Raw genomic sequence first — 21962 nt, 5'->3', positions numbered from 1 at the left:
CCCCGATCCTCCTTAAAACTCCAGACGCGCATTGATTGAAACCGTGCGCGGCTCGCCAGGCTGAATGTAGTCGGCATATTGGAATTCCCAGTAACGCCGATTCGTCAGATTGTCGATAGCCGCGCGCACGCCGACGTTATGTCCCGCGATGCGTGTCGTGTAAGTCGCGCCAAGGCTGTAGATCATGAAGCCCGGCACGTTCAGATCGCCGGACGGACGCAGGTTCGTGTTGCCCGTGAACTTCGCATTGGCGCCAAGCGTCAGGCCCGGAACCACGGGCACCGCATAATTCACGTGGGCCGCCGCGACGAAGCCGGGCGCACCCGCGACGCGATTGCCGTCGAATGTCGAGCCTTTCTTGTAGTGCGTCGCGATCCACATCAGATCGCCGCCGACCGTCCAGTCCCGGCCGATGCGAACATCCGCGCCCGCTTCCATGCCTTCGAAGATGGACTCGCCATCTTCCACGAAGACGTTATCGCCATTGGCGTATTGCGCGCCGCGTTCGATGCGGAACAGCGCAGCCGTCGCGCTCCAGCGCTCGTTCTGACTCTTCACGCCGACTTCGTATTGCTTGCTGCGCAGCGGGTTGAGGATCGCTCCGGCATTGGCGTAGAAGTCGCCGACGACATTGCCCGCTTCCAGCGATTCGACGTAGCTCGCATAGAGCGTCGTGCCCGGCGTGAGCTTGAACATCAGCGCGACGCTCGGCGTGACCACGCCGTTTTGCGAGTAAGTCGAAGTCGTCGTGCCGTCGTTACCGTAGCCGTGCTGCTCGTAATTCGTATAGCGCACGCCGCCGAGCACCGACCAGCGTTCGGTGAGCGCGATGGTATCGCTTGCGAACAGCGCTTTCTGCGTGATGTCCGCGTTGCGATAGGTGTAAAAGCCCGAACTGTCGTAGCGATTGACGTTCGGCTGATAGATGTTGCCCGTGCCGATCTGGTCGTAGAAACTGTTCGCGGTGTTGTCGTTGGTTTGCTTCTGATACGCGGCGCCGAACACGAGCTGATGTTGCAGCGGCCCGGTCTTTACGAGACCTTCGGCCATGACCTGCCACGCATTCAGCTGATGCCCTTCCTTGCCTTCGAAGCGAAAGTCGTCGTAGTTGCCCGCTGGATCGAGCAGATTGTACGTGCTCTCGTTCCGATACCGCGTGCTCTTGCTAAAGCTGTATGAGGCCGAAAGCGTCCAGTCCTGATTCAGGTTGTAGCGCAAGCCGGCAGTATAGAGTTGCAAGTTCGTGTTCAGATGCTGGTCCGGCGTGACGAGCGTGCTGCTGCCGCCACTGAGCGTCGCGGGCAACGAGGCGCCCGTGTATTGCGCGGTCGAGATGGCCGTCGTGATGCCCGACGCATGGCGTTCCTGATACAGCGCGCCGAAGGTGGCGATGAGGTCTTTCGTGAGGCGTGCATCGGCGGAAAGGGAAAACGAATCGCGGCGCACGTTGCCGTCGTTATAGGTCTTGCCTTCCTCGTGCGTCGCGTTGAAGCGGTAGCCGAACATGCTGTTCGGTCCGATACGCCCACCCAGGTCGACATGCTCGGACCATACGGCCGTCGACGCATAGCCGACATCGACGCTGGCGATCTGCTTATCCGTGACGGGCGGCTTCTTCGTCACATAGTTGACCACGCCGCCGGGCGCGCCGAAGCCGTACATGAAGCCCGACAAGCCCTTGAGCAGTTCGACGCTTTCGAGTTGCTCGTAGGGCATGGTGATGCCGTAGGCGTTGAACGGCTGGCCGTCGATCCTGTAACCGTTCTGCCAGTCGAGTTGCATGCCGCGCACGGTGATATAGCTCGCCCACGCGTTGTACGGATTGCTGTTGTCCGACACGGATGCGTCCTGCGCGAAGACATCGCCGAGCTTTTTCGCCTGACGATCCGCGAGTTCTTCGCCGGTGACGATAGTGGTCGAGTAGGGCGTGTCGAGTTGCGTGCGGGTGCCGAGCGCGCCGGTGCTAACGTCGCGGCGCAGATGCTGGCCTTGATCGGTGTCGGATGAAGCGGTGACGGAGACTGCGGGGAGTGTGGCTTCGGTGGCGTTGCCGGATGTCGATGAGCCGGTGTCGCTTTGCTGCGCAAGGGCCGATTGACTGGTGGCGAAGAGCAGGAGCGTCGCCAGTGTGGACGGGCGCATCGCCCATTTGCCGATGGTTGTACTGCCCCGTGGTGCTGATTTCATCCCTAATTTTCCGTCGTCGAGTTATTGGCCGTAAATGCGAACTATTCGCATTAGAACGGGCGCAATTCTGACGGGTGTTTGGGAATTTGTAAACTTCGATGTTTGATCTAGGGGCGCCGAGAAGGGCTGCTGGCGGCCTTTTGCGGGTAGGCGTCGCTGATTAATTCGTTCGACGCGGCGCGAAATGTTCGATCAAACGAGCTTCACGCGCCGCCTGCTTATGCCGCAATGTGCGGCCAGCAATACCGTCAACGTCGCTCGGAATCCGCAGCCGCATCACCCAACAACCCCGGCAACTCCAGCAACGTCCTGTGCGCTCCCCCAAGCTCGACCGCCGCTGCGTAAGTCGACTGCACGGCGGTGGCAATGGCATCGACGGCATGGGTGTCGCCGGCCATCGTCACGTAGTAGCCGAGGTCTTTCAGCGCGTTCGACATATGAAAAGGCATGCTCGAAGGATCGCCGTCGATAAGCGATGGCCGCAGCCGCTCCAGCGCCGCGCCGCCTCCGCCGCCCTTCGCGAGCACATCGACGAACGTTTGCGGGTCCACGCCCGCACGCTTCGCGCAGGCAGCCGCCTCGGAGATCAACGCAATCGTGCCGAGCGACACGAAGTTGTGCAGCAGCTTCATGCTGTGTCCCGCGCCAGTGCCGCCGACCAGCGTGATGTTCTCCGCGAACGTGCGCAGCAGCGGCTCCACTCGCGCGAACAATTCCGGGTCCGCGCCCACCAGCAAGTTCAAACGTCCTTCGTGCGCTTCCTTGGCGGTGCGCGTCATGGGCGCATCGATGAAGAGGCCGCCCGCCTGCGTCACGCGCTCGGCCACGCGCGTCGTGGATGCGGGCACGGCCGTCGAGCAATCGATCACGATGGTGCCTGGCTGCAAACCCGCGAGCACGCCATCGGGCGCACTCAGAACCGCTTCCACTTCGGGCGATCCGGTCACGCACAGAATGACGATCTCGGACTCGCGCGCGAGCGCCTCGCCCGTGGTGAAGGTCTTGACTCCCCCCGCCAGCAGTTCGTCGAGCGGCTGGTTGCCGGGATGCTCGACCACGCTCAACGGGTAGCCGTGCTTCATCACGTTGCGCGCAATACCGTGTCCCATGAGACCGATACCGATCATGCCGATGCGTTGCTTCATGCTCTATCTCTTCGAGTTGTCGTTTGGAAAGCCGGTTGCATCCGCATCAACGGTTGACGAGCCTCTTGGGCAACATCACCGCCAGTACGAAGCCGAGCAGAAGGCAACCGACCATCGAGAAAATCGGCAGCGTAAGGCCGCCGGAAAGCTGTTTCAGATACCCCACCACATAAGGACCGAAGAAGCCGCCGAGATTGCCGAAGGCGCTGATCCATGCAATGCCGATAGCCGCGCTCGTGCCCAGCACCGCCGTCGGCATGCTCCAGAAAAGCGGCGGCAACGACAGCAATCCCGCATTGGCCATGCACAGCGCAAGCATGCCGAGCCACAGGTTGTCATGCCAGAGCACCGAGAGCGACAATCCTGCCGCGCCCATCAACAGCAAGGCCGCGACATGCAAGCGCCGTTCGCCGCGCTTGTCGGCGCTGCGCCCGAACAGCACCATGACGACGACCGCAACCGCGTTTGGCAGCGCCGCGAGCAGGCCGATCACGAAGTCGCTCTTGATGCCCATCGACTTGATCATGGTCGGCGCCCAGAAGGTGTAGCCGTAGATGCCGAACACGTCGAGAAAGTAGATGAGGCAAAACGCCCACACGAGCCAGCTCGACAAAAGGCCCTTGTGATTGGCTTCGGCGGTGATCGCACGGTCAGCGGCGAGCACGCGCGACAACAAAGCGCGTTCGGGTTCGCTGCAGTGTTTGCTTTGCGTGACATCGTCTTCCAGACCTTGCCACGTGTAGACCGCCGCGAGAAACGCGGGCAGCGCCTCGATGATGAATATCCACTTCCAGCCCGGCAAGCCCATCAGGCCGTTGAAGTATTCCATGATGAAGCCGGTAAGCGGCGAGCCGATCAGTCCCGCCAGCGCGAGCGCCGCGTAGAACATGCTGAGAATGCGAGCGCGCCAGTGCCTCGGAAACGACTGGCTGATATAGAAGATGATCGCCGGAATGAAGCCCGCTTCGGCGACGCCCAGCAAACAGCGCATGGCATAGAACTGCATCGGCGTGGCGACGAACGCCGTAAGCCCGGATACGATGCCCCACGACAGAATGATCCGCGTGATCCAGCGGCGTGCGCCGACGCGCTGCAAAATCATGTTGCTCGGCACTTCGAAGACCACATAGCCGAGAAAGAAGATGCCCGCGCCGAAACCGAAGACGGCATCTGAGAAGCCGAGTTGCTGGGCCATCTGCAGCTTGGCGAAGCTCACGTTCACCCGGTCGATATACGAGGTGATGTACGCGAACATCAGAATGGGCAGGATCTGTAGCGCGAGGCGCCGGAAAATCCGGTCCTCGGCGGCCGCGTCACGCGCGGGTGCGGACGGCAGAGCGCCGCCCGGCATGCTGGTCGCATCGATTTCCACGTCTGTCTCCGTCATATATGTACTGATTTTTTTAAAGCCCTGTCAGTGTCGCCGGATTCGTGGCAAACGGCGGACGCAGCAGGACATGAGAAATTTAGCCTGTGCCGCGCGCCGTCGATATGCGAATTCCTTGAAGCGGGCTTTCGAATTGTTCGAACGCCCGATGCGAGCGGCCACGCGCGTGCATCGCTCAGGGTAATCCTGTAGGGCGCGGAGACTGAGGGCCGCCGCGAGGGTGCCATACTGCGCGGCATGATCCATTCACGGAGCGTCTGGTTTGTTCGATCTCACCTCACTGGCTCTCTTTCTGCGCGCAGTCGAGACGGGGAGTCTGTCGAAGGCGGCGCAGCATTCGCATATGTCCTTGTCGACGGCCAGCCGGCGCATTGCGCTGCTCGAGCATCATTTCCGGGTGGCGCTGCTCAACCGAACTTCGGCGGGCGTCGAGCCCACGCCCGCCGGAGAAGCGCTCGCGCGCCACGGCACCGAGCTGCTGCTCAAGACCGACGCCATCTATAGCGAGCTGTCCGACTACACGAAAGGCTCGGTGGGCCGGGTGCGCGTCTTCGCCAACATCTCCGCGATCAGCCAGGAGTTGCCCGAGCATCTGCGAGCGTTCTCGCAGAAGTATCGCGACATCAAGCTGCATATCAGCGAATTGCGCAGCGCCGATATCTTGCAGGCATTGCGCGATGGCCGGGCGGATATCGGCGTCGTGACGTCGCAAACGGGCATGGAGGGCATTCGCCTCGCGCCTTATTGCAGCGACCGGATCAGCGTGGTCGTGCCGGAAGATCATGTATTGCAGGGAGACGAGATCGAGTTCGCCGCGCTGCTCGAACACGATATTGTCGCGCTCGACGACAAAGCCGAAGTCACGCGCATGCTGGTCAAGGAAGCGGCGCTGGCGGGCAAGACCATCCGCTTTCGCGTGCAGGTACAGAGCTTCGAGGCCATGTGCCGGTTGATCGCCGTGGGGCAGGGTATCGGCGTGTTGCCCGAGGGCGCCGTGAAGCTGTTTCTTCAGCCGATGCGCTTGCGCTTCATTCGCCTGACCAATTCCTGGGCCGAACGGATGATGTCGGTTGGCATGCGCGAAGGCGCGGCGGCCTTGCCCACGCGCAGGCTGTTCGACTTTCTGAGTGAGATCGGACCCGCGAGCACGGCGCAACTCGATACCGAGCGCCCCGCGAGCTGAGCCCTTGCGGATTTTCGAAGCCACCGTTCCTCGATTCGCACTTCCGTCGTTCGAATGCGTCCGCTAGATTGGCATTCGACATAGTCCGATGCCCGGGCGCGGCCGCGCTCGCGAGCAAAAGAGACGCAGGAGACAACGCAATTTCCATAGAGGCGCGCCTTGGGTGCGCCCGCCTCCTGTGCCGTCTCGCCGGGCATTCCCGCGTCGCACTCTCGGAGGCTTTGCAGATCATGGCAACAACTCATAACATCGCCGTCATTCCCGGCGACGGCATCGGCAAGGAAGTGATGGTCGAAGGCCTGCGCGTGCTGAAGGCCGTGGCCGCGCGTTACGACATTGCGCTCAATTTCGACGAATTCGGCTCGTGGTGCACGGAGCATTACCTGCAACACGGCACGATGATGCCCGCGAATTGGGACCAGCAGATCGGCAAGCACGACGCCATTTTCTTCGGCGCGGTCGGCACGCCCGACGTCGTGCCGGATCACACCGCCGTGTGGGAATCGATCATCAAGATTCGCCGTGAATTCGACCAGTATGTGAACCTGCGCCCCGTGCGATTGATGCCCGGCGTGCCGTCGCCGCTCGCGAACCGCAAGCCCGGCGAGATCGACTTTCTGGTGGTGCGCGAGAACACCGAAGGCGAGTATTCGTCGGTGGGCGGGCGCATGTTCGAAGGCACCGAGCGCGAATTCGCCACGCAGCAGGCCGTGTTCACGCGCACGGGCGTGGACCGCATTCTCAAGTTCGCGTTCGAACTGGCGCAAAGCCGGCCACGCAAGCAACTCACGGCCGCGACCAAGTCCAACGGCATCTCCATCACCATGCCTTACTGGGACGAGCGTCTGGCCGAAGCCGCGAAGCGCTATCCGGACATCGAAACGCGCAAGTACCATATCGACATTCTGTGCGCGCACTTCGTGCAGAACCCGGACCGTTTCGATGTGGTCGTCGCATCCAATCTGTTCGGCGACATCCTGTCCGACCTCGGGCCGGCTTGCACGGGCACCATCGGCATCGCGCCTTCCGCGAACCTGAATCCGGAGCGGCGCTTTCCGTCGCTGTTCGAGCCGGTGCATGGTTCCGCGCCTGACATTGCCGGGCGCGGCATCGCCAATCCGATCGGGCAGATCTGGTCGGCGGCGCTGATGCTTCAGCATCTCGGACGCGGCGAGGCGCGCTACGAAGCGGCCGCCAAAACCATCGTCGCGGCGATCGAAACCGTCCTCGACAAAGGTCCGCGCACGCCGGACATGGGTGGCGGCGCCAACACCGTCGAAGTCGGCACGGCGATCGCCGATGCCGTCACGGAACACGCACTGATCACGGAGTAAGACATGGAATATCGACACTTCATCGGCAACGCATGGAAGGCGCCGGATAGCGGCGCGACGCTCGATGTCATCGATCCGAGCACGGGCGAGCCGTTCGCTCACATCTCGCGCGGCAACGCCGCCGATATCGATGCAGCGGTCGCTGCCGCGCGCGGCGCGATGGGCGAAGCGCTCGATGGAGCGTGGGCCAAACTCTCGCCGGCCGAGCGCTCGAATCTGTTGTTCGCGTATGCCGCCGCCGTGCTCGAACACGGCGACGAACTCGCGCAACTCGAAGCGCGCGACACCGGCAAGGCGCTCAAGACCGCGCGCACCGACGCGGCCGTGCTCGCGCGTTATCTTCAGTACTACGCGGGCTGCGTCGACAAGCTGCACGGCGAGACCTTGCCCTATACGACGGGCTTCACCGTGCTGACCGTGCGCGAGCCGATTGGCGTGACCGGGCACATCATCCCGTGGAATTACCCGATGCAGATTTACGGGCGCAGCGTCGGCGCATCGCTCGCGGCGGGCAACGCGTGCGTGGTCAAGCCTGCCGAGGACGCGAGCCTGTCGATTCTGCGACTCGCCGAAATCGCCGCGGACATCGGCTTTCCGGCGGGCGCGATCAACGTCGTCACGGGTCTTGGCAGCGAAGCGGGCGCGGCGTTGTCGGCGAACGCGGGCATCGGCCACATCTCGTTCACGGGCTCGACGGTCACGGGCGCGCTGGTCGGACGCACGGCGGCGGAACGTCATTGCCCGAGCGTGCTCGAACTCGGCGGCAAGTCGCCGCAACTCGTTTTCGACGATGCCGATCTCGACGAAGCGCTGCCCGTCATTCTCAACGCGATCATCCAGAACGCGGGGCAGACCTGCTCGGCAGGCAGCCGTTTGCTGGTCCAGCGCGGCATTTACGAAAGCGTCGTCGAGCGGCTCGCCGCGCGCTTCGAGACGCTGCGTTCCGGTCCGCCGTCGATGGACCTCGACATGGGGCCGCTCGTCAACGCGAAGCAGCAGGCGCGTGTGCGCGGCATCGTCGAGCGAGCGGAAGGCGAAGGTATCCGTGTCGCGGCGCGCGGCAAGATCGCGGCGGAGGCATCGCGTAATGGCTTCTTCCAGGAAGCCGTGCTGTTTCGCGACGTGCCGCCGGACAGCCGCCTCGCGCAGGAAGAAGTCTTCGGGCCGGTGCTTGCCGTCATGCCTTTCGACGACGAAGCCGAAGCGGTCCGACTCGCCAACGGCACGCAATACGGCCTCGTCGCGGGCGTCTGGACGCGCGATGGCTCGCGTGGTCTGCGCCTCGCGCGCAAGCTGCAGGCGGGGCAGGTTTTCATCAACAACTATGGCGCGGGCGGCGGCGTCGAACTGCCGTTCGGCGGCGTGAAGGCGAGCGGCCACGGGCGCGAGAAAGGCTTCGAAGCGCTCTATGGCTTCACGAGCCTCAAGACCATCGCCATTCGGCACGGTTGAGGCGCACGCGCTTTCGCATCATGGCGACACTCAACATCATCGGCGCGGGGCGCGTGGGCGCGACGCTTGGCAATCTGATCGTCGCGAACCGCGTGCTCGATATCGGCGATGTCTTCGATACCGACGCCAAACGCGCCGCCGAAGCGGTCGATTTCATCGGCGCGGGCCGCGTAGCCGAAGACTTGGCCACGATGCGCCCCGCCGATATCTGGCTCTTGTCGGTGCCCGACATGCGCATCGCCGAAGTGGCCGAGCAGCTCGCTCGCGCGCACGAAGGCCGGGGCGCATCGGTGGCGGTGCATTGCAGCGGCGCGCTCGATGCCGACACGCTCGCGCCTTTGCGCGGCATCGGCTGGAGCGTTGCGAGCGCGCATCCCATGTTGAGCTTCGCCAACCCCGGCACCTCCGTGTTCCAGTTCGAAGGCACGCCATGCGGTCTGGAAGGCGACGCCGCCGCGCGTGGCGCATGGAGCGAGGTGCTGGGCGCGATCGGTGCGCGGTGTTTCGACATCGAGCCGGGCAGCAAGGCGCTGTATCACTCGGCGGCCGTCATGGCGTCGAACTTTTTGCCGGTGCTCGCGGCGATGTCCGTCGAGATGTGGCAAGCGGCGGGCATTCCGGACACGCTGATTCAGGACATGATGCATACGCTTGCGCGCAATTCCGTCGATAACGTGCTTGCCCTCGGCCCGCGCGATGCGCTGACAGGCCCCGCCGCGCGAGGCGACCGCGCGGTGGTGGAAGCGCAGTCGCGGGCTATCGCAGCGTGGGACGAGGTATCGCGCGAAGCCTACGATGCGTTGTCCGTGCTGGCCGCGCGGCTTGGGCGGACGGGAACGGTGCGGGGAAGTTAAGGGCACACGTCAGCACGCTATATCGCCGCGATGCAGTCAATCTCGATATCGAAATGTCCCGGCCACGCAGGCACATTGACGAAGATTCTCGCGGGCGGATTGGGGCCGAAGAATCGTCCGTAGATGTCGTTCACGACCGGGAAAGCGGCGACTGAGGTGCAATAGACGTTGCACTTGAGAACCTGATCCAGCGATGAACCCGCCGTCTCGACGCACAGCTTCAGTTGCTCCAACACGCGTTGGGTCTGCACTTCGATCGATGCTTGCATGATCTCGCCGGTCTGCGGATCGAACGGAGGAAAGCCTGACACGTACACCGTGTCGCGATGACGCGTGACGGCGGAGGTCGGCGCATTCCAGCGCTCGAGCCAGCTTGAAAGCGGTTCGACACGAATGATTTCCCGGCTCATGATGTGTACGCTCACAGAGTTATTCATCGAGTCCGCGAAGTTGCTAGCGGCGCGTGACTGCAGTATCGCCGATGCCTGAGTGGAAACGTTTTGAGTTGGAGTGAAGTGTGGAATGTCGACGATTGCATTCAAGCGCATGCTGCATGACATGGCCGGGGCAAGCGCATCACTCGAATTTACGGATTAGGGTAAACTACGAGCCTTCCCGGGCGATCTCCCGCCCACACCGAATTTCTCACGCACCCATGTAGCTTTCCGAGAACCTCCTACCGTTCAGACGGCTTTGCACCTTGGGGGTTCGCGTGTACGGGTGCGTTCGCCTGGCTTGCTTCAGGCGGCGTGCTGCCATCTCGTCGATTCGACACCGGCGACTCCGTTCGACACCATCGGCGTTTCGCGCCGGCTTTCAAACGCAGTGCGCCATGTGCGGACTGCGGAACTCATTCGATGCAGATTCAATCTCTCAAGCAGCAATGGCTCACGCATGTTCCCGCTAATGTGCTCGCGGGCCTCACGTCATCGTTTGCGCTCGTTCCCGAGTGCATTGCATTCGCGCTCGTCGCGCAAGTGAATCCCTTGATGGGCCTTTACGGCGCTTTCATCATCTGCGCGCTGACCGCTATTTTCGGCGGCAGACCGGGCATGATTTCCGGCGCGGCGGGATCGATGGCGGTCGTCATCGTCGCTCTCGTGGTCGAGCACGGTGCTCAGTATCTTCTCGCTACCGTTATTCTCGGCGGCGTGCTGATGACCGTCTTCGGACTTTTGCGTCTCGGCAAGCTGATCCGCATGGTGCCGCATCCCGTGATGATCGGCTTCGTGAATGGCCTCGCGATCATCATTGCCATGGCGCAGCTCGAGCATTTCAAACGCGCCACACCGCAAGGCGAAGTCTGGTTGCAGGGAACGCCGTTGATGGTCATGTCGGGTCTCGTCGCGTTGACGATGCTGATCGTGTATCTGCTGCCGCGCATCACCAAGGCGGTGCCGCCGGCGCTCGTCGCCATTCTGAGTATCGGCCTGATAAGCCAGTTGCTCGATTTGCCGACGCGGACACTGGGCGACATGGCGCACATCGCGGGCGCGTTCCCGAGCTTTCATCTGCCGGCGATACCGCTCGATCTCGATACGCTCAGGATCGTCTTCCCTTACGCGCTTCTCATGGCGATTGTCGGCTTGCTGGAAACGCTCCTGACCTTCAATCTGACCGATGAGATCACCGAAACGCGCGGACAGCCCAATCGCGAATGCGTGGCGCTTGGCGTGTCGAATATCGTATCCGGCTTGTTCGGCGGCATGGGCGGTTGCGCCATGATCGGTCAGACCTTGATCAACCTGAGTTCGGGCGGACGCAGCCGCTTATCGGGTGCGACGAGCGGCATCATGATCTTGCTGTTCATCCTTTTCCTGTCGCCGCTTATCGAACGAATTCCTCTCGCCGCGTTGGTCGGCGTGATGTTCGTCGTGGCGCAGCAGACCTTCGCGTGGGGATCGCTCCGTGTGCTCGGTAAAGTGCCGCGTAATGACGCAATCGTGATCGTTGCGGTCACGGTTATCACCGTGTTCACCGATCTGGCGATTGCGGTGCTATGCGGCATCGTGATCGCCGCGTTGAACTTCGCCTGGCAACATGCCCGCGAGATTCGCGCGGACTCGAAATCCGATGAAAAGGGCACACGTACTTACGTATTGCACGGCACCCTGTTTTTCGCATCGACGGCGAATTTTCAGGACCTTTTCGATCCGCAGAACGATGCGGACGATGTCATCGTCGATTGCCAGCATCTGCATGTCGCGGATCACTCTGCAATCGTGGCGTTCGAAACGTTGCAAGACCGCTATCGAAAGGCAGGGAAGCGTTTGCAGTTCGCGAACTTGTCACTGCGTAATCAGCACATTCTCCAGCGCGCGGGCGTTTCGATCGCGAATGCGTGAGACCTTGAAATGCGAAACACCCGGCGGAAGGCATGTTGAACCTTGCGCCGGGTGTTTTGGTACTACAGCAAAACTCGATTACTTCGAAGCCGCCACTGCTGCCTTCATCGTCGAATAGATCGCCTTCTTCGCGCCGCTATTCGTGAGAATGCCGTAGTCGCCGGTAGGATCGTCGTAGAGCTCGTACCACTGGAAGCCGATCACGTTATACGTGCTGCGTGCCGCGTAAAGTTCCGGGACCGTCTTCGTGATATAGGCCTGCGCCTGAGCCGTCGAAAAGTCCATATTCACGCCAATTTCCGTGAACATGATCGGCAGGTTGTACGTGTCGTGCATGATCTTGAGCACGTTGTAGTTGGTGCCGTCCTTGCCCCACGTGTTCTCAGGATCGAGACCGTCCGAGTACCAGTGCAACTGGATGATGTCGGTCTTCACCTTCGGATGTCCCGTCGAGCCATCCGGCTGCACGCCTGTCAACATGCCCTTGTACCAGCCGAGGTACAGGAAGCCCGCCGAAGCCGTGGCAATGACCTTCGTCTGTCCGGCCGTATCCACCGAGCGCCAGCCGTCGTAATAGCCGCGCAGCGCGCCGCGCCAGATTGGCCACGTCGTGTTGTCGTAGTCGGAAACGTTCACGCCATCGTTTGCAATCTTGCGGTTATGCGTGTCGAGGTCGTACTCGTTGCCGAACTCGACGACCGGCACGCCCTTGAGTTTGGTCGCGGCATAAGCGGCCATGGAATACGCATACGCGTAGGCGCTGTCTTCGGTCGGCGTCTTGCCGTTCAGCGAAGGATCGTCCCACGGATAGGCATCGATCAGCGGCATCACCGTGACACTGGAACCTAGGCCGGGAATGACCTTGTTCGCGAGCGTGTCGATCTGATCGTAACCGTGCACGTCTTGCCGAATGCCCGTCAGGCCGAGGTCGACCATGGTCGAAGCCTGCGTGCTGAGCGGCGTCGACGAATAGACGCCGCCGTAGGCATAGTGCTCGTTGACGCCGAAGAACGGCATGGCTGTCGTAGTCGAACCGGAAGCAGAGCCCGAAGTCGAACCCGCATTCGTCGATGCCGGCGTGCTGGCGGGCGTCGAAGCAGCAGGGCGCGGATCGGCCGAAACTGCCCACGTGTTGTTCTGCCAGACCCACCAGAGCTTGTTCACGTTCTGCTGATAGATCTTGCCTGCGTACCAAAGCAGCGCGATCACGTCCTGCGAGAAGCCGGCTTTCTGATTGGCGCGATACACCACGCCGCTCTTGACCGTCCACACCGCGCCCGACGAGTCGCTGATCGACGTGGCCGGGGGAATGACGGTGCCGCTCACCGAAGCAGGATGCTTGGCGATATCCACCACCGCAACGGGATCGGTTGCGCTGTTGACGACGCTCGACGGCGTTCCGTCACTGCCACCGCCACCGCATGCGGACAAGATTAGGGTGCCTAAATAGCACGAAATTACGACCAGACGATTATTCTTCATTTTGGATAATGGCTCAGTGTGCATTGATTCTGACCGCGCAAAGGGTCTCCCCCGAGTGCCTTAAAGGACCTCGGTAAGCAGTGCTTTGGGAGAGAGAGGCGAATCAGCCTATGCGCCTGGACAATTAAGGCGCGACCGTCATCCGTTTATTGCCGGAGGGGTCATGAGGAATGTTACACAGTTGAAACGTCGTTAAGTACGATAAAAGACGTAACAGCATGTAACCAGTTGGACCAAACGGAAAAACGTACTTTTATAGTACAAAACCGTGAATAAATAATCTGTTTTCCACCCTAAAGTTTGACGCGAATGATGTTGGCTTTTGAATCGTTTTCAAACCTTTCAATAACAGGAAATTCTGTAATCTTCATACGCGATAGCGTCGGCGCGCCATTGTGGCTAAGGCTGTGGCGGAATGCGACAGCGTGCCTTTTCGGTCCGGATATGCGCCGGTTTCATTGCGTATTAATCGCCTGCGATCAACCGCGGTTTCAGTCGCGAAACGCACGAAGATAATCGCCCGCATAGACCGCGCACGAGTCCTGTGATTCCTCCCTTCAAACCGCTCGCTTAAAAGCTTTAGCCGGGCTTCAACTGGCACCTTGCGATAAGTGGCTTACCGCACGCTCGATGTGCGTGAGAGGCGGTTTGGACCGTGGCGCAAACGTTTAGCTGTCGCCCGCAAATTCATGCGTGCGTGCGCGCACAGAGTCACTTGTCGTACAAAGGTAATTTTCGGTCCTGAGACGAGTCCGGCCAGACTTGAATCGACTCTGCGCCAAGCGTGCAAAGAACACGAAGCGGCTGCCGATTTGATCGTGCAACCGACTTTTCCTTCCGACGGACATGCGACGGTCACTCGATGAACAAAGCATCACTAAAAGACAAGCTATGGGTTGCGACGTTCATCGTCGCAGTGGCGAGCGACGTGCTCTCCGGCGTGATCCGCTACTACACGTCGACGATGGGCATGGCGCCCGCCGCGTATCTTCCCAAGGTGCTGATGTTGGGCTGGGTGCTCTTCGTCCTTCTCACTCGGCCCAAGGCGACGCACGCGCTTATCGCGCTATATCTGCTTACGCAGACCTTCCTTTCGCTGTCGCACGGCGTCGAGCCTGCCGCAGTCGGATTCTGGCTGTGGAGCGTGACGCCTCTGCTTTTCGCACTCACGGCGTCCCGCGAGACGCTCGCGCTCATGAACGGACGCTCGGCGTTCCTGGGACTGCTCACACTCGCCGCGCTTTGCGGCATCGGTATTCTCGCCAATAGCATGCTGAAGCTGCCTTGGGTGGGCGCAAGCGTATCGGTCGGTGGACACAACGTGACGATGGCCACGTCCTCGTACGTCGGCGTTGCATCGCGGTTGTCGGGATTCGGTCGCGACAGCGCATCGGTGGCGCTCATGGCCGGCCTTCTGACCACGTGGCTTTTGATGCACATCCGCTCGAAGGCGCTGCAGTTCGTGCTGCTCGCGCTCGCCGGCGCCACCATCTACGCCACGACCAACAAGACCGCGCCGGTGTCGCTCGCAATCGTCGTCATCGTGCACATGCTGTTTTCCACGCGCGGCATCAAGCGAGCGTGTCTGTGGGCGAGCGGCTTCCCGATCGTCTTGCCGATCGTCGCATTCTTCGCCGCCTCCGCATTCAATCTGGCGAGCCGCGGATACGTCACGCTGTCGTCGTTCCAGGATCGAATGATCAACACATGGCCGCTTCTGATCGAAGGTCTCATGAAGCACGAACGCATCTGGTTCGGTCTCGGGCCGGGCGCGTTCGGCTCGGCCGCGAGCTATTACGAAAGCCCGTTCGGCTTCAACGTTGCGTATGCCGATAACACCGTGCTCTATGCAATTGCGTGCTTCGGTTTCGTCGGCGCGCTGGTGCTCGTCGTGTATCTCGTGCGGCTCATGCTGAATTCGGCGTCGAACGATCGCGCTGCGTGGTCGGTGCTGCTGTATCTCGTCTTCAGCGCGGCGAGCACGGACATCTGCGAATCGATCGGCTGCCTGCTGTTCCTGGGTCTTGCCATCAGCTACCTGCGACAGCCGGCGCTCATGGCTCGACCGGTTGCCCCGTGGTATCCGCAAGCGCCTTCGCGTGGCTATGGCTTTAACGGGTTCGCGCCACAGTCGAACGAACATTGGCTGCAAGCGAGCCGCGCGAACCAGCAGGTCGCGGCACTCGAAGCAAGCCGTCATACGTTCGGAAGGCATTCGTCGTGATCCGGACCAACGTAAGCTTGGCGCGGCGCATCGTGCTTGCCGCGCTCATCTCCCTTTGCGGTTCGCTGCACGCGGCGTCCGCCGCACCGACGCTCGTGCTCGACGGCGCGTCGCAATCGACGGAGCATCCGTACATCGAGTTGCCGGGCTTTGCCGCGTCCCGCGCGAATACGGGCGTCGCCATTCATCAAATCGCCGATCTGCATCTGCTCGATGCCGTGAAGGACGTCGGCTTCTCCTTCGTTCGCACGGACCTCTTCTGGGAAGCGGTGCAGGCGCCGGATGGCTGGCATTTCGGCGGCTTCGACGGTCTCGTCTCCAATCTTTCGGCACGCGGCCTGGGCGCGTTGTTCATCCTCGGCTACAAGCATTACGCCTTCAGCCCGGACCAGCCACCGACCTCCGCCGTGCAATTGAGCGCGTTCAGTACCTACGTGCACATGGCGGCGTATCGCTACCGGAACGCGCCGGTGCGTTTCGAAGTATGGAACGAAGAGGACGACGAGAAGTACTGGCTCGCGCCGCCTTCGCCGCGTGCCTATCGCACGTTGCTTGAAACAGCGGTGACGACGGCGAAGTCGGCCAATCCGCGTGCGATCGTCGCGACGGGCGGCGTGCAACAGATCGATCGCGCATTCATCCGTGCCGTGGGCGACATGAGCGCAACCGCGCGACAAGCCGGCAAGCCGCTCGGTCCCGATGCGGTGAGCGTGCATCCGTATCGACAGCAGAACCCGGAAACCGTGCTCGACGACTATCGAGTGTTGCGCGAAGACCTCAACGGTTATACAAAACGCCCCCAAGTGTGGGCAACCGAATGGTCGTACCCAAGCGTTGGATACGAATATGTGTCTGAGATCAACGACGGCCACGCACCCGAAGCAAGAGCGCGGCAAGCTCGCTACGCGGTGCGGCTGCTGTTGATGAACTGGATCGCGCAAGTCGGACTGACGTCCTACTACGACATGCGCGACGATGGGACGGACCCGAAGGAAATGGAGCACAACTTCGGCTTGCTCGATGCCAACAATGCGAAGCTGCCCGCGTACGACGCAGTCAAGCATTTGTTCGGTTTCACCGCGGGCGAAGTGCACGCTCGTTATTTCATCGATGAGAAAGCGCGCTACGTCGTGCTGAAACTCGATGGCGCGCACGCAACGAAGTACGTCGTGTGGTGTTACGGGAATGGGAACGTGATGGACCTCGATGTATCGCATCTGCCGGCTGATGCGATCGTCACCGATGTGTACGGCGTGCCGCACGGGGAACGTGGCACGCTGTCGTTGACCGAAGCGCGGGGACCGGTGTTCATCACCATCGCTTCGAAGTAAGGCAGCAAGGCGCGAATGGACCAGCGCGCCACTTGAAGTTCGATTTCGATCGAATCACACAACGTTAGGTTTGACGGCGGACCTTGCCACTGACGTCACGACTTTTGTTTTCTTGGTTGGGATATAAAATGCTTACATATAATATGCAGCCCGAAATGACGGCGGCTTCGCAACGGGGCGATGGCGTCGTGGACCTCTGGCGCAGTGTCGTGCGTCACAAGACTCTGCTGGGTACGGTAACTGGCGTATGTTGCGCCGCTGGCGTGCTCTACGTCCTGCTCGCCACGCCGCAATATCGCGCCGAAGCGCTCTTGCGCGTGCAGAGCACCAAGGCGGGCACGTCGATCAGCTCGCTGAACGACGTCTCCGGCTCGATGGCGGCAGACGCCTCCGCGAGCGATGAAAGCGATGTCCTGACCTCGCGCTCGGTCGTCACCAGCGCCATCACGCAGACCGGCGCGGATGTCGTCGTCGAAACCGAAAGTCACTTTCCGCTGATCGGCCGCTGGTACGCCTCGCGTCATGCAGGCGACCGCGAACTCGCGCCTGCACCGTTCGGTCTCGATTCCTACGCATGGGGCGGCGAGCGCATGAAGGCCGGCGTCTTCAACATTCCGAGCGCGGCTTATCGCAACAAATTCCACGTGGTCGCCGACAAGGATGGTCAGTGGACACTCTTCGACAAGGACGACAAGCAGCTCGCCAAGGGCCGCGTCGGCGAACTCGTGCCGTTCCAGGTCTCGACCGTCGACGGCCAGGCGCCTGCAGAAGTGCGTATCGACACCTTGCGTGCACGTCCCGGCGTGAGCTTCGAGATCACGCGTTACTCGCAGCAAATGACGCTCGAAAACGTGTTGCTGCGCATGCGTACGTCGATTCCGCCGCGCGATTCGTCGCTGCATGATCCGTCGCTGATCCATCTGAGCTATCAGGCCGAGTCGCCGTTCGACGCGCAAGCGATGGTCAACGCCATCGTCAAGACGTATCAGGAACGCGATGTCGAACGCCGCGCCGCGCAAGCCCAGACGAGCCTCGACTTCCTGAAGAAGCGCCTGCCTGGCCTCAAGCAGGATCTCGAAACCGCCGAAAGCCGCCTGAACGCATTTCGCACGCAGACGGGCACCGTGGACATGGCGCAGCAGAATACCGCGCTCATTACCCGCATGAGCCGTCTCGAAGAGCAGCAGACCACGTTGTCGCTCGCGCTGGATGCCGCGCAGCACAAGTTCCGTCCGGAAAACGAGAACTATCAGAGCGCGCTCACGCAATTGAATCAGGTGAAGCACGAGATCGCCGAGACGGCCAAGACGGCGGCGAACCTGCCGACCGTGCAACGTCAGTACGTCGAACTCGCACGCGATGTCGCCGTCACCACGCAGCTTTACACGAGCGTGCTGACCAACGCGCAGCAGCTCGAAGTCGCTGCCGCCAGCACGCCGCCGGGCGTGGCCGTGGTGGACTGGGCGCTCGCGCCCGAGAAGCAATCGTGGCCGCGCGCGTGGATCGTGTTGCTCGGTTCCATCTTCGGTGGCTTGTTCGTGAGCACGGTGGCGATCTATCTGATCGCGTTGAATCGCCGCGAATTGCGCAGCCCCGAGGAGATCGACAGCTTCTCGGAAATCCCGCGCCTCGCCGTGGTTGCCCGCTCCGCCGCGCAATTGCGCCAGGACGTTCGCGCACTGACACACAACGCCGCACCGGCCAAGCTGCTTGCCATGACGAGCCCGACCGACCCGAGCATCGAGGCATTGCGCTCCTTGCGCAGCAGCGTTCGTGCAATGCTGAACGGCGTGCCGATGACGGCTCATCCCGCGCTCAATAGCTGGAACCCGATGAACCCGACCGCGCCGATGAACCCCATGTCCACGTTGAGCGCCATGCCTTCGATGAACATGAGCGTGATGAACTCGGGCTATGTGGTCGATGCAGACAACCACGAAGGCAAGATCATCCTGTTCACGGGACCGACGCAGGGTGTGGGCAAGAGCTTCGTGTCGTCGAACTTCGCTTATCTGCTCGCCGAGACGCAGGCTTCGGTGCTCTTGATCGATGCGGACATGCGTCAGGGCCGGCTGCGTCATCTCGTCGACGGACGCACGGGTCCGGGCCTCGCCGAAGTGCTCGAAGGTTCGGCACGCGTCGAAGATGCCATCGTGCGGATTGGCACGAGCGGCCTTTCGATGATGGACGCAGGCGCGCTTTATCCGGAGAACCCGGCAGAGCTGCTTGGACGCCCGGCCTTCCAGGAAATGCTGGCGATGGTGCGTGGTATCTACGACTACATCGTGATCGATTCGCCGCCGGTGCTGCCTGTTGGCGACGCGCAATCCATCGCGATGCAGAACTGCGATCTCGTGCTGCTCGTGTCGCGTGCCGATCTCACTGGCGCACGCCAACTGGAAGAGACGCTGCGCCGCCTGCGCAACGTCGGCGCGAAGATCGGCGGTCACGTGTTCAACGGCTTTGCGCCGGGACGTTACGGCGCGCGCGAAGAGTACGGCTTCACGACGGCCACGCGTTAAAGAAGGGCGGGGCGAACGCCCTGCTCATCGCTGGCCTTGCGAACGGGCGCCGCATATGCGGCGCCTTTCGCATTGGCGGGAACGCTGTGATAACGTCACGCAAAACGCGCCAAGGAAACGAGAGTGACGTCGCAGATAAAACGAGCGGTAGACCGGCAATCGAGGCACAAGTCTTCGTCCACGGAAGAACACTTTGAACACGGGCGCGCGCTCATGCTGGCCGTTGCGTTGTCCCTGGGAAGCGCGATCGCGCTGGGGCTGGCCCGCTTTTCCTACGCGCTGTTGTTGCCCGCGATGAAGCTCGACCTCGGCTGGAGCTTTGCGCAAGCAGGCGCGATGAACACCGCCAATGCATTCGGCTACTTGCTCGGCGCGCTGGCTTTTCCACGCATGTCCCGCCGATGGCCGCCTTCCGCATTGCTTCTCGCAGGCTGCGCTTCAACGACGTTGTTAATGGCCGCAAGCGGCCTCGCGTTCTCGACCTGGCTGCTGCTGTTCCTGCGCGTTGCCACCGGCTGCGGCAGCGCGCTCATCTTCATCAGCGGCGGCGTGTTGGCGGCGCGGCTTGCATCGCTTTCCACGCGCGGGGCCGGGCTCTTGCTCGGCTTGTATTACGGAGGCACGGGCTGGGGCATCCTTGCGTCGGCGGTGCTCGTGCCTTTCACGGTGGCGCCGCGTGTGCATGGATGGCAATACGCGTGGTTCGCGCTCGCCGCAGTGTGCGCGCTCTGTTCAGCCGGGGCGATCGTGGCGGCGCGCAAGATCGAATCGAATCATGCGAGAGTTGCGCGCGGTGCCGAAGCGAATGCGGCGCCTCCGAGCGCAACGGTGGCAGTGTCGCGCATGTGGCTCGTGCTTGCGGGATACACGCTCTTCGGCGTTGGATACATCGGCTACATGACGTTCATCGTCGCGCTGCTTCGCAACGCCTCGATGAGCGCGACTGTCATCACGAGCTTCTATGTCTTGCTCGGCGTTGCCACCGTGGTTTCGGCGCGTCTGTGGTCCGGGCTGCTCGACCGCATGCGCGGCGGCCAGGCGCTCGCGGTGCTCAACGCGCTATTGGGTATCGCCACGCTCGTGCCCGCGCTCTTCATGCATCCCGTGGCGGCTTTCGCTTCGGGTCTGTTATTCGGCGCAACTTTCTTGTCCGCGGTCGCTGCAACGACAGCGTTCGTGCGGCACAACTTGCCGGCCGATCAGTGGGCGAGGGGAATCAGCGCGTTCACCATCGTGTTCGCGCTCGGGCAGATCGTCGGCCCTATTGTGATCGGATGGGTATCGGACGGCGCGGGGCTCGAACGAGGCATGCTCTACTCGGCGATGCTGCTCGTCCTCGGTGCAATTCTCGCTGCAAGTCAGAAGCCGTTGCAAAGCGCGATGGCGCGATAACCTCACTCGAACGCCTTCGCCGTCAACGCCTCGCATACTTCCCACAGGCGTTTGGCCGCGTCTTTATCGAGTGCCTGCGATGCAACCTTCGCCGGTCCCACGGTGTCGCCGCGTGCTTCGAATAACCCGAGCGGGCCGTAGTAACCGCCATCGACGACATCGGGCGCGGTCGCTGCATACAGCGTTGGCAGCGCGCCGCTCAGATCGCTGTTCAATAACGCGCCGATAAACCCGCTCAACACGGTGCGCGCCGCCCGGCTCACAGCCGACCGATCGTCGCGAAACAGGTTCGTGTTGGCTACGCCCGGATGCGCGGCCACCGACATCACGCGCGATCCCGCCGCACGCAAATGACGGTCGAGTTCGAACGCGAACATGAGGTTGGCGAGCTTGGACTGGCGGTACGACGACATCGGCGAATAGTGACGCGTTGCCTGGAGATCGTCGAAATCGAGCCGTCCCGTCTTGTGCGCGATGGATGCAATCGTGACGATGCGCGGGCGCTCGGACGCGCTTTCCGCCGCCATTTCGATTGCGGGCAGGAGCAGGCCGGTCAGCGCGAAGTGCCCGAGCACGTTGGTGCCGAACTGAAGCTCGAAGCCATCGGCGGTTTCGGCGCGGCGCGGCGGCGCCATGACGCCCGCATTGTTGACGAGGATGTCGAGCGGCTTGCGTAAAGCGAGCTGACGGTCGGCGAAAGCGCGCACCGAGGAAAGATCCGCGAGTTCGAGTCGTTCGAGTTGCACGCGCGCGTCGGGCACTTCCCGTTGCAGCCGCGCGAGCGCTTGTGCGCCGCGCTGCGGATTGCGGCATGCGAGTACCACTTCGGCGCCGTGCCGGGCCAGCACGGCGGCGGTGTGATAGCCGATGCCGCTATTCGCGCCGGTGACGATGACCCGGCGGCCCGTCTGCGACGCGATGTCATCGATACTCCAGGGTTTGCTCATGTGCGTGCGGGTTTCAGTGCGAACAGAGGTCACTATGCCATGTGCGGTGCACGGCGCGCGGCAAAGAGGCCCGAGCGATCGCCGCATCGGACGCCAATTTTCGGCGATTCGACAACGGCGGGCGAATCGCCGACAATCGCTACTTCGCTTTTTCGCTGTCCAGATCGGGCCCCGCTG

The 21962-nt window shown here is 62.0% G+C and carries 15 protein-coding genes; 9 read left to right on the top strand and 6 right to left on the bottom strand.

Annotated features, from left to right (window positions below; all coding sequences use genetic code 11):
• Positions 1 to 12: 12 nt before the first annotated feature.
• The 3 genes from NCR40_RS27315 to NCR40_RS27305 form a co-directional block, all read right to left on the bottom strand.
• The gene (locus tag NCR40_RS27315) at positions 13 to 2142 is read right to left on the bottom strand and encodes a TonB-dependent siderophore receptor (protein ID WP_502801036.1); all 2130 of its coding nucleotides are present in this window, start codon (positions 2140 to 2142) and stop codon (positions 13 to 15) included.
• Between the two features lie 293 nt (positions 2143 to 2435).
• Positions 2436 to 3332, bottom strand: a complete 897-nt coding sequence (locus NCR40_RS27310) for an NAD(P)-dependent oxidoreductase (RefSeq protein WP_250469566.1) — start codon at positions 3330 to 3332, stop codon at positions 2436 to 2438.
• 46 nt (positions 3333 to 3378) lie between these two features.
• Positions 3379 to 4704, bottom strand: coding sequence for an MFS transporter (locus tag NCR40_RS27305; protein WP_502801035.1), 1326 nt, complete (start codon positions 4702 to 4704; stop codon positions 3379 to 3381).
• A 277-nt stretch (positions 4705 to 4981) separates the two neighbouring features.
• Between NCR40_RS27305 and NCR40_RS27300 the strand changes: the two genes are divergently transcribed.
• The 4 genes from NCR40_RS27300 (at position 4982) to NCR40_RS27285 (ending at position 9542) form a co-directional block, all read left to right on the top strand.
• Complete coding sequence (locus NCR40_RS27300) at positions 4982 to 5902, top strand: LysR family transcriptional regulator (RefSeq protein WP_250511286.1); 921 nt, start codon at positions 4982 to 4984, stop codon at positions 5900 to 5902.
• Positions 5903 to 6132: 230 nt separating this feature from the next.
• Complete coding sequence (locus NCR40_RS27295) at positions 6133 to 7236, top strand: tartrate dehydrogenase (RefSeq protein WP_250511285.1); 1104 nt, start codon at positions 6133 to 6135, stop codon at positions 7234 to 7236.
• A 3-nt stretch (positions 7237 to 7239) separates the two neighbouring features.
• On the top strand, positions 7240 to 8688 hold the full coding sequence (locus NCR40_RS27290; RefSeq protein ID WP_250469564.1) for an aldehyde dehydrogenase family protein: 1449 nt from the start codon (positions 7240 to 7242) through the stop codon (positions 8686 to 8688).
• A gap of 20 nt (positions 8689 to 8708) precedes the next feature.
• The gene (locus NCR40_RS27285) at positions 8709 to 9542 is read left to right on the top strand and encodes a Rossmann-like and DUF2520 domain-containing protein (RefSeq protein WP_250511284.1); all 834 of its coding nucleotides are present in this window, start codon (positions 8709 to 8711) and stop codon (positions 9540 to 9542) included.
• 17 nt (positions 9543 to 9559) lie between these two features.
• Here NCR40_RS27285 and NCR40_RS27280 read toward each other — a convergent pair whose 3' ends face one another.
• Complete coding sequence (locus NCR40_RS27280; RefSeq protein WP_244831489.1) at positions 9560 to 9952, bottom strand: RidA family protein; 393 nt, start codon at positions 9950 to 9952, stop codon at positions 9560 to 9562.
• 447 nt (positions 9953 to 10399) lie between these two features.
• Here NCR40_RS27280 and NCR40_RS27275 point away from each other — a divergent pair, with 447 nt between their 5' ends.
• A complete protein-coding gene (locus NCR40_RS27275; protein WP_250511283.1) occupies positions 10400 to 11887 on the top strand; it encodes a SulP family inorganic anion transporter in 1488 nt (495 codons plus the stop codon).
• Between the two features lie 78 nt (positions 11888 to 11965).
• Here NCR40_RS27275 and NCR40_RS27270 read toward each other — a convergent pair whose 3' ends face one another.
• Positions 11966 to 13318: a glycosyl hydrolase gene (locus NCR40_RS27270; protein WP_250494804.1), complete on the bottom strand. Its 1353-nt coding sequence runs from the start codon at positions 13316 to 13318 to the stop codon at positions 11966 to 11968.
• Between the two features lie 913 nt (positions 13319 to 14231).
• Between NCR40_RS27270 and NCR40_RS27265 the strand changes: the two genes are divergently transcribed.
• From NCR40_RS27265 to NCR40_RS27250, 4 genes are all read left to right on the top strand, one after another.
• The gene (locus NCR40_RS27265) at positions 14232 to 15593 is read left to right on the top strand and encodes a hypothetical protein (protein WP_250511282.1); all 1362 of its coding nucleotides are present in this window, start codon (positions 14232 to 14234) and stop codon (positions 15591 to 15593) included.
• Positions 15590 to 16924 (top strand): glycosyl hydrolase family 5, encoded by a 1335-nt coding sequence (locus tag NCR40_RS27260; protein WP_250469559.1) that lies wholly within the window; start codon positions 15590 to 15592, stop codon positions 16922 to 16924. The genes NCR40_RS27265 and NCR40_RS27260 overlap by 4 nt, the downstream gene beginning before the upstream one ends.
• A 128-nt stretch (positions 16925 to 17052) precedes the next feature.
• Positions 17053 to 19446: a polysaccharide biosynthesis tyrosine autokinase gene (locus tag NCR40_RS27255; protein ID WP_244831469.1), complete on the top strand. Its 2394-nt coding sequence runs from the start codon at positions 17053 to 17055 to the stop codon at positions 19444 to 19446.
• A gap of 213 nt (positions 19447 to 19659) precedes the next feature.
• Complete coding sequence (locus NCR40_RS27250; protein ID WP_250494883.1) at positions 19660 to 20838, top strand: YbfB/YjiJ family MFS transporter; 1179 nt, start codon at positions 19660 to 19662, stop codon at positions 20836 to 20838.
• Between the two features lie 2 nt (positions 20839 to 20840).
• On the opposite strand, the gene NCR40_RS27245 is transcribed toward NCR40_RS27250, so the two are convergent.
• Positions 20841 to 21785: an oxidoreductase gene (locus NCR40_RS27245; RefSeq protein WP_250511281.1), complete on the bottom strand. Its 945-nt coding sequence runs from the start codon at positions 21783 to 21785 to the stop codon at positions 20841 to 20843.
• Between the last annotated feature and the right edge of the window lie 177 nt (positions 21786 to 21962).

It is taken from the genome of Caballeronia sp. GACF4 (assembly GCF_023631025.1).
GTDB lineage: Bacteria > Pseudomonadota > Gammaproteobacteria > Burkholderiales > Burkholderiaceae > Caballeronia.
This window is presented reverse-complemented; position numbering and strand designations above follow the sequence as displayed.